General features: G+C 72.2%; 13 protein-coding genes. 10 read left to right on the top strand and 3 right to left on the bottom strand.

Features of this window, described 5'->3' with window-relative positions; genetic code table 11:
- Positions 1-78: 78 nt before the first annotated feature.
- Positions 79-1,875: an AMP-dependent synthetase/ligase gene (locus tag IE311_RS06910; RefSeq protein WP_189830670.1), complete on the bottom strand. Its 1,797-nt coding sequence runs from the start codon at positions 1,873-1,875 to the stop codon at positions 79-81.
- A gap of 256 nt (positions 1,876-2,131) precedes the next feature.
- Between IE311_RS06910 and IE311_RS06905 the strand changes: the two genes are divergently transcribed.
- The 6 genes from IE311_RS06905 to IE311_RS06880 all read left to right on the top strand — a co-directional run bounded on the left by IE311_RS06905 (position 2,132) and on the right by IE311_RS06880 (position 7,740).
- Positions 2,132-2,899 carry a metallophosphoesterase family protein gene (locus IE311_RS06905; protein ID WP_189830669.1) on the top strand — a complete coding sequence of 256 codons (768 nt, stop codon included), beginning with the start codon at positions 2,132-2,134 and terminating at the stop codon, positions 2,897-2,899.
- A gap of 89 nt (positions 2,900-2,988) precedes the next feature.
- Positions 2,989-3,432, top strand: a complete 444-nt coding sequence (locus tag IE311_RS06900) for an SRPBCC family protein (RefSeq protein ID WP_189830668.1) — start codon at positions 2,989-2,991, stop codon at positions 3,430-3,432.
- 616 nt (positions 3,433-4,048) lie between these two features.
- Positions 4,049-5,179, top strand: coding sequence for an ArsA family ATPase (locus tag IE311_RS06895; RefSeq protein WP_189830667.1), 1,131 nt, complete (start codon positions 4,049-4,051; stop codon positions 5,177-5,179).
- A 43-nt stretch (positions 5,180-5,222) separates the two neighbouring features.
- Positions 5,223-5,765 (top strand): DUF5304 domain-containing protein, encoded by a 543-nt coding sequence (locus tag IE311_RS06890; RefSeq protein ID WP_189830666.1) that lies wholly within the window; start codon positions 5,223-5,225, stop codon positions 5,763-5,765.
- Between the two features lie 66 nt (positions 5,766-5,831).
- Positions 5,832-6,773, top strand: coding sequence for an ROK family glucokinase (locus tag IE311_RS06885; protein WP_189830665.1), 942 nt, complete (start codon positions 5,832-5,834; stop codon positions 6,771-6,773).
- Between the two features lie 223 nt (positions 6,774-6,996).
- Positions 6,997-7,740, top strand: a complete 744-nt coding sequence (locus tag IE311_RS06880) for an endonuclease/exonuclease/phosphatase family protein (RefSeq protein WP_189830664.1) — start codon at positions 6,997-6,999, stop codon at positions 7,738-7,740.
- Between the two features lie 6 nt (positions 7,741-7,746).
- Here IE311_RS06880 and IE311_RS06875 read toward each other — a convergent pair whose 3' ends face one another.
- A complete protein-coding gene (locus tag IE311_RS06875; RefSeq protein WP_189830663.1) occupies positions 7,747-8,451 on the bottom strand; it encodes an ICP22 family protein in 705 nt (234 codons plus the stop codon).
- Positions 8,444-9,226 (bottom strand): alpha/beta hydrolase, encoded by a 783-nt coding sequence (locus IE311_RS06870; RefSeq protein WP_189830662.1) that lies wholly within the window; start codon positions 9,224-9,226, stop codon positions 8,444-8,446. Before IE311_RS06870 ends, IE311_RS06875 begins: the two co-directional genes overlap by 8 nt.
- Before the next feature lie 185 nt (positions 9,227-9,411).
- On the opposite strand from IE311_RS06870, the gene IE311_RS06865 reads away from it, so the two are divergent.
- The 4 genes from IE311_RS06865 (at position 9,412) to IE311_RS06850 (ending at position 13,193) form a co-directional block, all read left to right on the top strand.
- Complete coding sequence (locus IE311_RS06865; protein WP_189830661.1) at positions 9,412-10,158, top strand: lysophospholipid acyltransferase family protein; 747 nt, start codon at positions 9,412-9,414, stop codon at positions 10,156-10,158.
- 33 nt (positions 10,159-10,191) lie between these two features.
- Positions 10,192-11,406 carry a MacS family sensor histidine kinase gene (gene macS / locus IE311_RS06860; RefSeq protein WP_189830660.1) on the top strand — a complete coding sequence of 405 codons (1,215 nt, stop codon included), beginning with the start codon at positions 10,192-10,194 and terminating at the stop codon, positions 11,404-11,406.
- Positions 11,403-12,077 carry a response regulator gene (locus IE311_RS06855; protein WP_189830659.1) on the top strand — a complete coding sequence of 225 codons (675 nt, stop codon included), beginning with the start codon at positions 11,403-11,405 and terminating at the stop codon, positions 12,075-12,077. The genes macS and IE311_RS06855 overlap by 4 nt, the downstream gene beginning before the upstream one ends.
- Positions 12,078-12,191: 114 nt before the next feature.
- Positions 12,192-13,193, top strand: coding sequence for a 2-hydroxyacid dehydrogenase (locus IE311_RS06850; protein WP_189830658.1), 1,002 nt, complete (start codon positions 12,192-12,194; stop codon positions 13,191-13,193).
- Positions 13,194-13,222 lie beyond the last annotated feature (29 nt).

Here is a 13,222-nt window from a genome sequence, read left to right as displayed (position 1 = left end):
GGGCGGGGGTACGGAAACGGCCGGAGGCCCGGAGCGATGTCGCCCCGGGCCTCCGGCCGGATCGTCCCTCCGCGGGCCTCAGCCCCGGTAGATCGCCTCGATCTCGTCCGCGAAGTCCTTCGCCACCACGTTCCGCTTCAGCTTCAGGGACGGCGTGATGTGGCCCGCCTCCTCGGTGAACTGGGCCGGCAGGATACGGAACTTGCGGACCGACTCCGCCTTGGAGACCGCCGCGTTGCCGTCGTCGATCGCGCGCTGGACCTCGGCCATCAGCTCCGCGTCGTCCCGGAGGGTGGCCGCCGTCGAGTCCGCCGGCTTGCCGTGCTCGGAGGCCCAGCGGCCGAGGAACTCCTCGTCGATCGTGACGAGCGCGCCCACGAACGGCCGGCCGTCGCCGACCACCATGCACTCCGCGACCAGCGCGTGCGCCCGGATCCGGTCCTCGATGACCGCCGGGGCGACGTTCTTGCCGCCCGCCGTCACCAGGATCTCCTTCTTGCGACCGGTGATCGCCAGGTAGCCGTCCTCGTCGAGGGTGCCGATGTCCCCCGTGTGGAACCAGCCGTCCGCCAGCGCCTCTGCCGTCGCCGCCTCGTTGTTCCAGTACCGCGAGAAGATGTGCTCGCCGTGCAGCAGCACCTCGCCGTCGTCGGCGATCCGCACCACCGAACCCGGCAGCGGCTGACCGACCGTGCCGATCTTCTGCCGGTCCCACGGGTTGAACGCCGTCGCCGCGCACGACTCCGTCAGGCCGTAGCCCTCCAGGACCGTGAAGCCGATGCCCCGGAAGAAGTGACCGAGCCGCTCGCCCAGCGGCGCGCCGCCCGAGATCGCGTACTCACCGCGCCCGCCGAGCACCGCCCGCAGCTTGCTGAAGACCAGCTTGTCGAAGATCTTGTGCTTCAGCTTGAGGCCGAACGACGGACCCTGCGGGGTGCTCAGCGCCCTGCTGTAGGCGATCGCCGTGTGCGCGGCCTTGTCGAAGATCTTGCCCTTGCCGTCGGCCTGCGCCTTGGCGCGCGCCGAGTTGTAGACCTTCTCGAAGACCCGGGGCACGCCCAGGATCAGCGTCGGCCGGAACGAGGCCAGCTCGTCCGTGAGGTTCTTGATGTCCGGCACACAGCCCAGGCGGATCGGCGCCATCACGGAGGCGACCTCGACGAGCCGGCCGAAGACGTGCGCGGCGGGCAGGAACAGCAGCACCGAACACTCACCGGTACGGAAGAGCGGCTTCAGCCGCGCCACCACGTTGCCGCACTCGGCGAAGAAGGCCCGGTGGGTCAGGACACAGCCCTTGGGGCGGCCCGTCGTACCCGAGGTGTAGACGATCGTCGCCGGGTCGTCCGCGTTCGCCGCCGACATCCGCTCGTCCAGCAGCTCGTCGGAGACGTCCGCGCCGGTGGCGGTGAGCCGCGCGACCGCGTCGTCCTCGATCTGCCAGACACCCTTGAGCTGCGGCAGCTCCGCCCGGACGGACTCCACCGACTCCTGGTGCGCCGCGCTCTCCACGAGCACCAGGGCCGCGCCCGAGTCGCCGAGGATCCACTGGATCTGCTCCGGCGAGCTCGTCTCGTACACGGGCACGGTCACGCCGCCCGCGCTCCAGATCGCGAAGTCCAGGAGGACCCACTCGTAGCGCGTACGGGAGAGCAGCGCGACTCTGTCGCCCGGCTCGACACCGGCCGCGATCAGCCCCTTGGCCGCCCCGCGGACCTCCGCGAGGAACTGGGTGGCGGTCACATCGGTCCACGCCCCGTCGACCTTGCGGCCCATCACGGCGACGTCTGGATGCTGGGAGGCGTTGCGGCGGATGAGATCCGTCAGGTTGCCGTCCGCGGGGACCTCGTACAGGGCCGGAAGGCTGAACTCGCGCAAGACTGCTGCTCCTCATCGGGCGCCGGCGCCACGGCTCTGTGTGATGCACCGGTGAAGTCCAAGAACTGGCAGGTGCTCAGTGGGGGTGAGCACGACTGGACTGCCCGGACGTTACCCATCAGTAGACGGTTCCCGATAGGGGGTCCCGGTCAGATGTTCCGTGCGTCACACGTGTATGGCGGTGCACTGCGCACAGTAATCCACAGGTTTCCCGACTCGGAAGTAACCGCAGGTGACACCCCCTAAGGTGGGGCCCATGCGAGTCCATGTGGTCAGTGACGTGCACGGCAACGCCGGAGACCTCGCCAAGGCGGGGGACGGGGCCGACGCCCTCATATGCCTGGGGGACCTGGTCCTCTTCCTCGACTACGCCGACCACAGCCGCGGGATCTTCCCCGACCTCTTCGGCGTCGAGAACGCCGACCGGCTCGTGGAACTGCGCACCGCCCGCCGCTTCGACGAGGCCCGTGACCTGGGCCGACGCCTCTGGGCCGAGCTCGACGTCGACCGCGAGACCGCCATCGAGGCCGCGGTCCGCCGTCAGTACACCGAACTCTTCGCCGCCTTCCCCACCCCCACGTACGCCACCTTCGGGAACGTCGACATCCCCCGGTTCTGGCCCGAATTCGCCCGACCCGGGACGACCGTCCTCGACGGCGAACGGGTCGAGCTCGGCGGCCTCGTCTTCGGCTTCGTCGGCGGCGGCCTGCGCACCCCCATGCGCACCCCCTACGAGATCTCCGACGAGGAGTACGCGGCGAAGGTCGAAGCCCTCGGCGACGTCGACGTCCTCTGCTCCCACATCCCGCCGGAGGTGCCCGAGCTGACGTACGACACCGTCGCCCGCCGCTTCGAGCGCGGCAGCCGGGCCCTGCTCGACGCGATCCGGCGCACCCGGCCCCGCTACGCCCTCTTCGGCCACGTCCACCAGCCGCTCGCCCGGCGGATGCGGATCGCCGGGACCGAGTGCGTGAACGTCGGCCACTTCGCCTCGACCGGCAGGCCCTTCGCACTGGAGTGGTGACGGGCCCCGCGCCGCGGCGCGATAGCCTTCCGTCGGCACGTCTGTGCCCCTTGACTTCCGCCGGACCGCACAGTGGAGGAGCCACCACGATGGCCGAACACACCAGCTCGAGCATCACCATCGAGGCGGCACCGGCCGACGTCATGGGCGTGATCGCCGACTTCGCCCGCTACCCGGAGTGGACCGGCGAGGTGAAGGAGGCCGAGGTCCTGGAGACCGACGGCGCCGGCCGCGCCGAGAAGGTGCGGCTGCTCCTCGACGCCGGGGCGATCAAGGACGACCACACCCTCGCCTACACCTGGACCGGTGCCGACGAGGTCAGCTGGACCCTGGTCAAGTCCCAGATGCTCCGCTCCCTCGACGGGTCCTACCGGCTTGCCGCGGTCGGCGGCGGCGACCGCACCGAGGTCACCTACCAGCTGACCGTCGACGTCAAGATCCCCATGCTCGGCATGATCAAGCGCAAGGCGGAGAAGGTCATCATCGACCGCGCGCTGGCGGGCCTGAAGAAGCGCGTGGAGTCGGGCGCGTAGCGCTTCCGCGGGAGCCGGGGCGCCGCGAGGCCGCCTGAGCGTCGAGCTCGGGCGGCGCGCCTTCGGTTGAGCGCCGCGGTTGGGCGTCGCGCACGGCCTGCCGCGGTGCGTGCGGCGGGGCTGTTCCCCAGGGGGCGCGATGACCGCGCTCCCCTGCACAGCCACCACCGCGATGCGGTCCCGCGCTTCCGCCGTGCGGGCCGCGGCCCGCCCGCACTGCCGTGTGGGCAATCGTCCCGCGGGGCGGGACGGGTGGGCACACGGGACGGCGCCCTTTGGCGGCGCGTCCACCCCTGGGCCTTGACCCGCACCCGTGGTTCGGCGCACAACGGGTGCGGGTCCAGGCTCGGAAGCCTGACCGCCCGGCAGGGGCGACGTCCGTTGTGCCCACCCGTTCCGCCCCAGCGGAACGAATGCCCACAACGGGGTGGGCGGAGGCCGTCGCGCCCCTCCCGTTCCGCCCTGGGGGCCCCGGACGGCGTCTGGGGGAGGAACAGTTGCCCACAACGTGGTGGGCAGGCGCGCCGTCGCGACCCGACGTTCCGCCCCGAGGTCCCCCGGGCGGAGTCCGGGGGAGGAAACCGGGGCCTTCGAGGGGACCGGTAACGTCCTTCGCATGCGGATCATCCTTGTCACCGGCCTCGGCGGCGCCGGACGCACCACCGTCGCCGCCGCCACCGCCCTCGCCGAGGCGCGGGCGGGCCGCCGGGTCCTGCTCGTCTCGGAGGACGCCGACCCGCTCCCGGGCGAGGGCGGCCTCAAGGTTCTGCGCCCCGCGCCGGCCGCCGACTTCCGCCGCGAGTTCCTCGCGCTCCAGGCCCGTTCCTCCACCGCCCTGGACCTTCTGGGCGCCCTGCCCTTCGAGGACGCCGAGCTCACCGAACTCCCCGGCAGCCGCCAGTTCGCCCTGCTCCGTTCCCTGCGCGACGCCGCCGAGGGCGGGCACGACCTCGCCGTCGTCGATCTGCCGCCGCTCGCCGAGGCCCTCGCCGTCCTCGCCCTGCCCGAGCAGCTCCGCCGCTATCTGCGCCGCCTCCTGCCCCCGGAACGGCAGGCCGCCCGCGCCCTGCGCCCGATGCTGGCCCAGCTCGCCGGGGTCCCCATGCCCGCGCAGTGGCTGTACGAGACCACCGCGCGCTGGGAGGCCGAGCTCGCCGCCGTCCAGGCCGTGGTCGAGTCCCCCACCACCTCGGTCCGGCTCGTCCTCGAACCGGGCCCCGCGGCCGTCCGCGCCCTGCGCACCGCCCGGCTCGGCCTCGCCCTCCAGGGCCTCTCCCTCGACGCCGTCGTCGCCAACCGGCTGCTGCCGGCCGATTCCGAGGACCCCTGGCTGGCCGGACTCACCACCCAGCAGCACCGGCACCTGGCGGAGCTCCGTTCCGCCGGCGACGTCCTCGACGAGCTTCCGCACCTCGGCCGGGATCCGCGCGGGCCGGAGGACCTCGCGCTCCTCGCTCCCGCCCGGCCGGCCGCCCGGCCCGAGCCCGTACCGGAGTGGACGGTCGAGGACCGGCGGGAGGCGGACGGTGTCCTGGTGTGGCACATCGGGCTCCCCGGGGCCGTCAAGGAGGAGCTGTCCCTCGTCCGCAGAGGTGACGAACTGCTTCTCACCGTCGGATCCTTCCGCCGCAACGTGCCCCTGCCGGCCGCCCTGCGCCGCTGCACCGTCACCGGCGCCGGACTCGTCGAGGGGGACCTCCGGGTGCGCTTCACGCCCGACCCCGGCCTCTGGCCCCGTACCTCCTGAGCGGGCGTGTACCGTCGAAGTACAAGCCACTGAGGAGTACGCCATGAGCGATTCGGATGCCTGGGCCAAGGCGTGCGCCGAGGACCTGCAGGCGGAGAAGGCCCGCCGCCGGGCGCAGCGCGGTGCGGAGCCCGGATCTCCCGCCGAGGAGTTCCGCAAGCTCTTCGAGGCCGTCGCCGACAAGGTCTCCGGCGGCCTCGGGAACCCGCTGCTCGGCGGTCAGGCCGCGCAGGCCGTGCAGCAGCTCGTCAACCAGGCGAAGGCCGTCGTCGAGCCCGTCGTCGAGCGCAATCCGCAGGTCTTCGACCACCTCGCGGCCGCCGGCAGCGAGCTGCTAGCCGCCTACCGTTCCGCCGTCGAGAGCCACGAGAGTCGCTGGACGCGCGGCGAGAAGGTCACTCCCGACGACCCGGCGGACCCGCGCCGGGACGCGGACGGGCCGCGCGCCGACGAGCACGAGGACAAGGCCGGGGCCGACGGCGCGGAGCGCGGGAACAAGCCCGGGGCGGACGGCGAGGACGGCAGCGGCGACGACCGCAAGGGCGACGAAGGGCCGGGAACCGGCCAGCACATCGACCTCGACTGATCGGGACGCCCGTCCCCCTCGGGTACGGTGGGCCCTAGCGGGGCTCGACCGAAAACTGAGGGACACATGGGACTCACCATCGGCGTCGACATCGGCGGCACGAAGATCGCGGCCGGCGTGGTCGACGAGGAGGGCAACATCCTCGACACGCACAAGGTGCCCACCCCGCCGACCCCCGAGGGCATCGTCGACGCGATCTGCGCGGCCGTCTCCGAGGCCGGCAAGGGCCACTCGATCGAGGCCGTCGGCATCGGTGCGGCGGGCTACGTCGACGACAAGCGCGCCACCGTCCTCTTCGCGCCGAACATCGACTGGCGGCACGAGCCGCTCAAGGACAAGGTCGAGCAGCGGGTCGGCCTGCCCGTCGTCGTCGAGAACGACGCCAACGCGGCCGCCTGGGGCGAGTACAGGTTCGGCGCGGGCCAGGGCCACGAGGACGTCATCTGCATCACCCTCGGCACCGGCCTCGGCGGCGGCATCATCATCGGCAACAAGCTGCGCCGCGGACGCTTCGGCGTGGCCGCCGAGTTCGGCCACATCCGGGTCGTCCCGGACGGTCTGCTGTGCGGCTGCGGCAGCCAGGGCTGCTGGGAGCAGTACGCCTCCGGTCGCGCGCTCGTCCGCTACGCCAAGCAGCGCGCCAACGCCACCCCCGAGCGCGCCGAGGTCCTCCTCGGGCTCGGTGACGGCACCCCCGAGGGCATCGAGGGCCGGCACGTCAGCCAGGCCGCCCGCGCCGGCGACCCGGTCGCCGTCGACTCCTTCCGCGAGCTGGCCCGCTGGGCGGGCGCCGGTCTCGCGGACCTGGCCTCGCTCTTCGACCCCTCGGCGTTCATCGTCGGCGGCGGCGTCTCGGACGAGGGCGATCTCGTCCTCGACCCGATCCGGAAGTCCTTCCGGCGCTGGCTGATCGGCGGCCAGTGGCGCCCGCACGCCCAGGTCCTCGCGGCCCAGCTCGGCAACAAGGCCGGACTGGTCGGCGCGGCGGACCTGGCCCGCCAGGGCTGAGGATCCCGCACGAGGACCTCCGCACGGAGATCCCGGCGCACGACGGCCTGCGTACGAAGGCTTGCGCACGAAGGTCCGGCGCACGAGGGCCCGGCGCACCGGAGGGTCCGCCCGCGAAGGCCCGCATGCGAAGGCCTGCGTACGAAGGCATGAGCAAGGCATACGGCGACCGCCCGTCGCGTCTCACACGGACGCGGCGGGCGGTTGCCGTACGTTACGTGCCATGGCGATCAGTGAGCTGCCCAACTCCCGCACCGAGGCGGACGGTTCGGCCGTCCTCCGGGTCCTCAGCTACAACGTGCGCTCGATGCGCGACGACGAGGACGCCCTGGCCCGGGTGATCCGGGCCTGCGCCCCGGACATCGTCTTCGTCCAGGAGGCCCCGCGTTTCTTCCGCTGGCGCAAGCACGCCGCCCGGCTCGCCGCGAAGAGCGAGCTCCTCGTCCTGAGCGGCGGTGCCACCGCGGCGGGGCCCCTGCTGCTCTGCTCCCTGCGGGCCACCGTGGAGCGCACCGAGGACGTGCTGCTGCCGCTCACCCCCGGTCTGCACCGGCGTGGTCTGGCGACCGCCGTCGTCCGTTTCGCCGGGGCCCGGGTCGGACTCGTCAGCTGTCATCTGAGCCTGCGGAAGGAGGAGCGGTACGCCCAGGCCGGCATGGTCCTCGACCGGGTGGCCGCCCTGGGGACCCCGTACACCCTGGTCGCCGGCGACCTCAACGAACGGCCCGAGGGCCCCGCCTTCCGGCGGCTGGCGAAGGAACTGCGGGACGGCTGGGAGGTCAGCCCCTGGGGAGGCGAGAACACCTCGACCCCCGTCGATCCGCATCAGCGGATCGACGCGATCCTGGCGACCCCGGGCGTCGAGTTCCTCGGCTGCGGGGTGCCCACGGACCTCGATCCCGCGGATCTGCGGGCCGCCACCGATCACCTCCCGGTGCTCGCGGCGGTCCGCGTCCCCGCGTCGTAGGACGGTTCAGACGACGGCGCCGCGGCCCGGGTCGTCGAAGCCGTCGTCATCTTCGTCGTCGTGCTTCATGCGTCCCACCAGGGTCGCGAAGCCGCCCAGGAAGCCACCGACGCAGAGCGTCGTCAGCCACCAGGTCATGTCCCACCGGAGCAGGACGGCGACCAGCATGAGGACCGGGCCGCCGACCACGGCGAGCCAGGCGAACCTGGTCGTCGCGTCCGTCTCGGGCAGCGGGGGCGGCTCCGGCGGGACGAAGTGGCCCTCGTCGGAGCCGCCGGGGGAGTCGTCGTCCGGTTCCGCGGGCGAGTAGTCCCGGGGGCCGGCGGGGCGCACGCCGGGCGCGAAGACGACGGAGCTCCCGAGCGCGGGCCGCTCGGGACCGGCCTCCGGCTCCTCCGCGGCCGCGGACGTGTCGGCCGCGGGCTCGTCCGGGGTCTCCGGCGGGGTCTCCCCGGTCGCCGGCCTCGGCTTCCAGGGGGTGCCCTTCCCGGAGGCCGGTCCCGGCCTCACCGGCCGGACCTCCCCGGCGTCCCCGGCGTCCCCGTCCTCGTCCTCCGGCTCCGGCAGCGACAGGTTCTCGACGGTCCGGTAGGGCTTCGCCCCCGGCGGGTCCACCGGCTCCTCGCCGTACCCCGCGACGATCGCGGCCCAGGCCGCCTCCTCGTCGATGGGCTGCGGCTCCCGCTCGCCGCCGTCCTGCTGCTCAGCCACCGCTCCTGCTCCCCTTTTCGTCGACCAGCCCCGGGGCGAGACGCTCGACGAAGGCCAGGCTCTCGTCGAAGATCCGCTCCGCGTCATGGTCCAACGTCGCGACGTGGTAGCTCTGTTCCAGCAGGATCTCCTTGACGTCCGTCGAGGAGATACGGGAGAGGATCCGGGCCGAGTCGACCGGCGGCACGACATGGTCCTGGGGGCTGTGGAGCAGCACCACCGGCTGCGTGACCTGCGGAAGCTCCGCGTCCACGGTCCGGAAGAACTGCCGCAGGGAGTGCGCGGCGTGCAGCGGCACGCGGTCGTAGCCGACCTCGGTCACGCCTTCCTTGGCGATGTCGCTGGCGATGCCCTTGGTCGAGGGGACCAGATGACGGGCGACCGGCAGCGCGTGTGCCGCCAGGCCGTGCACCTTGTTCCCCGGGTTGACCAGGACGATGCCCTTCACGGAGTCCCCGAACCGGGCGGCGAGCCGCAGCGTCAGCGCCCCGCCCATGGAGAGGCCGAAGACGAAGACGGTCTCGCACCGCTCCAGGAGCTCGCGCAGGGCCCGGTCCACCTCCGCGTACCAGTCGTGCCAGGTGGTGAGCTGCATGTCCTCCCAGCGAGTGCCGTGGCCGGGCAGCAGCGGCAGCGACACCGTCAGCCCGCGCCCGGCGAGATACTCGGCCCACGGGCGCAGTGACTGCGGGGAACCGGTGAATCCGTGACAGAGAAGGACGCCGACCTCTCCGCCCTCGTGGCGGTACGGCTCGGCTCCGGGAAGGACCGGCACCGGGGTCTCCTGTTCGCTCGGCTTCGCGTGCTGCTTCGGTGTGCCTTCGGGTGCGCCGAAGCGACGGAAAATGGGGAAGGACCTTAACGGTACGCGACCGGACCGACACCGACCAGGGCCGTAGCGGGGGCCGTACGCCGGTACGGGATAAAGTCGTCGCCACGGCACACGGAAGGCATGGCGAGTTGATCTACGGCGCAATGAAGTTCTCCCTCGGAGGCTCCCTCAAGATTGCCTTCCGGCCCTGGGTGGAGGGTCTGGAGAACATTCCCGCCGACGGGCCCGCGATCCTGGCGAGCAACCACCTGTCGTTCTCCGACTCCTTCTTCCTGCCCGCCGTCCTCGACCGCAAGGTCACCTTCATCGCCAAGGCCGAGTACTTCACCTCGCCGGGTGTGAAGGGCAAGCTCACCGCCGCCTTCTTCAAGGGCGTCGGTCAGCTTCCCGTGGACCGGTCGGGTGCCCGCGGCGCGGGCGAGGCGGCCATCAAGGCCGGCATCGAGGTCATCGAGAAGGGCGGGCTCTTCGGGATCTACCCCGAGGGCACCCGTTCTCCCGACGGACGCCTCTACCGGGGCAAGCCCGGCGGTCTCGCGCGCGTGGCCCTGGCCACCGGTGCGCCCGTGATCCCGGTCGCCATGATCGACACCGAGAAGATCCAGCCGCCCGGCAAGGTCGTCCCCAAGCTGATGCGTCCGGGGATCCGGATCGGCAAGCCGCTGGACTTCACCCGCTACCAGGGCATGGAGGGGGACCGCTTCATCCTCCGTTCGGTGACCGACGAGGTCATGTACGAGATCATGAAGCTGTCCGGCCAGGAGTACGTCGACATCTACGCGACCGCCGCCAAGCGGCAGATCGCGGACGCGGAGAAGGCGGCCAAGGAGGCCGTCAAGGCCGAGATCGCCGCTCGGGAAGAGTCCGGCGCGTAGGCGTCCCGCGAGGGACGTCCGGGGGTGGGGGAGATGGCCAAGCGCGAGCGTGTCGTGCGCATGTCGGTCGAGCAGCCGCTGTGGCGGGCGCTGACCGGCTACCGCGTCCTGACGATGGTCTATGCCGTCCTGCTGTTCGCCTTCGGCATGGACCGGTACGAACGGCCCGGGATCGGCATCGCCTATCTGTCGGTGATGTGTGTCTGGAACCTCGCCACCCTCCCCAAGGTGGCGAACGCGGCCAGCTGCACCAAGCGTTTCCTCGGCGTCGACATCACCGTCGCCCTCGTCGGCGTCCTCCTCACCCCGCTCGCCGACGCCCACGCCCAGAGCATCGAGGGCCCCACCCTGCCGTCGATATGGACCGCCGGCTCCGTCCTCGCGTACGCGATCAAGGGCGGCTGGCGCTGGGCCGGCGTGGCCTCCTCCCTCGTCGCCGTCGCCAATGTCGTCGAGCGCGGCCACCCCAGCCGGGACACCCTCCACAACGTCCTCCTCGTCTGTGTGGCCTCCATCGCCATCGGATACGTCGTCGAGGTCGCCCGGGCCTCCGAGCGCACCCTCGCCCGCGCCCTGGAGATCGAGGCCGCGACCCGGGAGCGGGAGCGGCTCGCCCGCGACATCCACGACAGCGTCCTCCAGGTCCTCGCCATGGTGCAGCGGCGTGGCACGGCGCTCGGTGGCGAGGCCGCCGAACTCGGCCGGATGGCGGGGGAGCAGGAGGTGGCGCTCCGCACCCTCGTCGCGGGCGGGCTCACCCGGCCCAGCCTGGTCTCCGAGGACGAGTCCGAGGGGGCCGTCGTCCGCGTCGTCGAGGTCGACGAGGACCCCGACGACGACACCCCCGTCGACCTGCGGCTGCTCCTCGCCCCGCGCGCCGGGGCCAAGGTCACCCTCTCCGAGCCGGGCGCGCCCGTCCTGCTGCTGCCGCCCTCCGCGCGCGAGCTGGCCGCCGCCGTCGGAGCCGCCCTGGACAATGTGCGGGTGCACGCCGGGGAGGACGCGAACGCGTGGATCCTGATCGAGGACTGGCCGGACGAGGTGATCGTCACCGTCCGGGACGACGGCCCCGGCATCCCGGAGGGCCGCCTCGCGGAGGCGTGGGGCGAGGGCCGGATGGGCGTCGCCCTCTCCATCCGGGGGAGACTGCGGGACCTGGGAGGCTCGGCCGAGCTGATCTCGGTCCCCGGGCAGGGCACGGAAGTCGAGTTGAAGGTTCCCCGGGGGAAGGCAGGACAAGGAAGATGAGCGAGCAGCAGCAGATCAGAGTGATGGTCGTGGACGACCACCCGATGTGGCGTGACGCGGTCGCCCGCGACCTGGCCGAGGCGGGCCTGGACGTGGTCGCCACGGCGGGCGACGGCGAGCAGGCGGTGCGCCGTGCCCTCGCGGTGCTGCCCGACGTCCTCGTCCTGGACCTGAACCTGCCGGTGAAGCCGGGTGTCCAGGTCTGCAAGGAGCTCGTGGGCGGTCGCCCCGGGCTGCGGGTCCTGGTCCTCTCGGCGAGCGGCGAGCACGCCGACGTCCTGGAGGCGGTGAAGTCCGGCGCCACCGGCTACCTCCTCAAGTCGGCCAGTACGGAGGAACTGATCGACGCCGTGCGGCGGACGGCGGTCGGCGACCCCGTCTTCACCCCCGGCCTCGCCGGACTGGTCCTCGGCGAGTACCGCAGGCTGGCCTCCGAGCCCGCCCCGGCGGCCGGCGCCGACGAGCCGAAGGCCCCGCAGCTGACCGAGCGCGAGACCGAGGTCCTGCGGCTGGTCGCCAAGGGGCTCAGCTACAAGCAGATCGCCGAGCGCCTGGTCATCTCGCACCGCACGGTGCAGAACCATGTGCAGAACACCCTCGGCAAGCTCCAGCTGCACAACCGGGTGGAGCTCGTCCGGTATGCCATCGAGCGCGGCCTCGACGACGCCTGACGCCCGCTCCGGGGCGTGCCGCCGCGCCCGGCGCGCCGGGCACGTCGGCGGGATGGGTCGTATATTCGCGAGAAGTGCGAGCATACGACCCATCACCGGCATGAGGGGAATCTCGTGGAAATCCTGGCATTCGGGGTGCAGGCGGACGAGAAGCCCCTGATCGAGGCGGCCTTCGCCGGTCACCACGAGGTCCGCTGTCTGAGCGTCTTCCTCTCCGAGGACACCGCTCCCATCGCGGCCGGCTACGAGATCATCTCCACCAGCGTCAACGCCAGCCTGGACCACCGGGTCCTGCAGACGCTCGCCGCCGGCGGAACCCAGATGATCGCCCAGCGCTCCACCGGCTTCAACAACATCGACCTGGAGGTCGCCGAGCGCCTCGGCCTCACCGTCGCCCGGGTCTCGTACTACTCGCCGTACTCCGTCGCCGAGTTCGCCTGGACCCTCGCCACCGCCGTGAACCGCAGGATCGTCCGCGCCTCCAACCGGACCCGCGACTTCGACTTCCGCCTCGACGGACTGATGGGCCGTGACCTGCGGGGCCGCACCGTCGGCGTCCTCGGCACCGGCAAGATCGGCGAGGCCTTCACCCGGATCGCCCACGGCTTCGGCATGAACCTCCTCGGCTGGGACGTCGCCGAGAACCCCGCGTGCGTCGAACTCGGCATGGAGTACGTCGAGAAGGAGCGGCTCCTCGCCGAGGCCGACCTGATCAGCCTGCACGTACCGCTCCTCCCGGCCACCCGGCACCTCCTCGACGCGACCGCCCTCAAGTCCATGAAGGACGACGCCATCCTGGTGAACTCCAGCCGCGGCGGGCTCATCGACACCGAGGCACTGGTCGCCGAACTCCGTGCCGGACGCTTCGCCGGTGTCGGCCTCGACGTGTACGAGGCGGAGGCCGGGCTGTTCTTCCTCGACAAGTCCCTGGAGGTCGTCGAGGACGACACCCTGGCCCGGCTCGTCACCTTCCCGAACGTGGTGGTCACCTCCCACCAGGCGTACTACACCGAGGACGCCGTCGGTCAGATCATCGACACCACCGTCCGGAACGTCCTCGACTACACGGCCGGCCGGCGCAGCGAGAACGTCCTGGTGCCCCGCGTACCCGGATGACGGGTCGACGACCGCGCCCCGGGGCCCAC

It is taken from the genome of Streptomyces zaomyceticus (genome assembly GCF_014656215.1).
GTDB classification, from domain to species: Bacteria; Actinomycetota; Actinomycetes; order Streptomycetales; family Streptomycetaceae; genus Streptomyces; species Streptomyces zaomyceticus.
The sequence above is the reverse complement of the archived record's forward strand: the minus strand, read 5'-3'. Positions and strand labels throughout refer to the sequence as shown.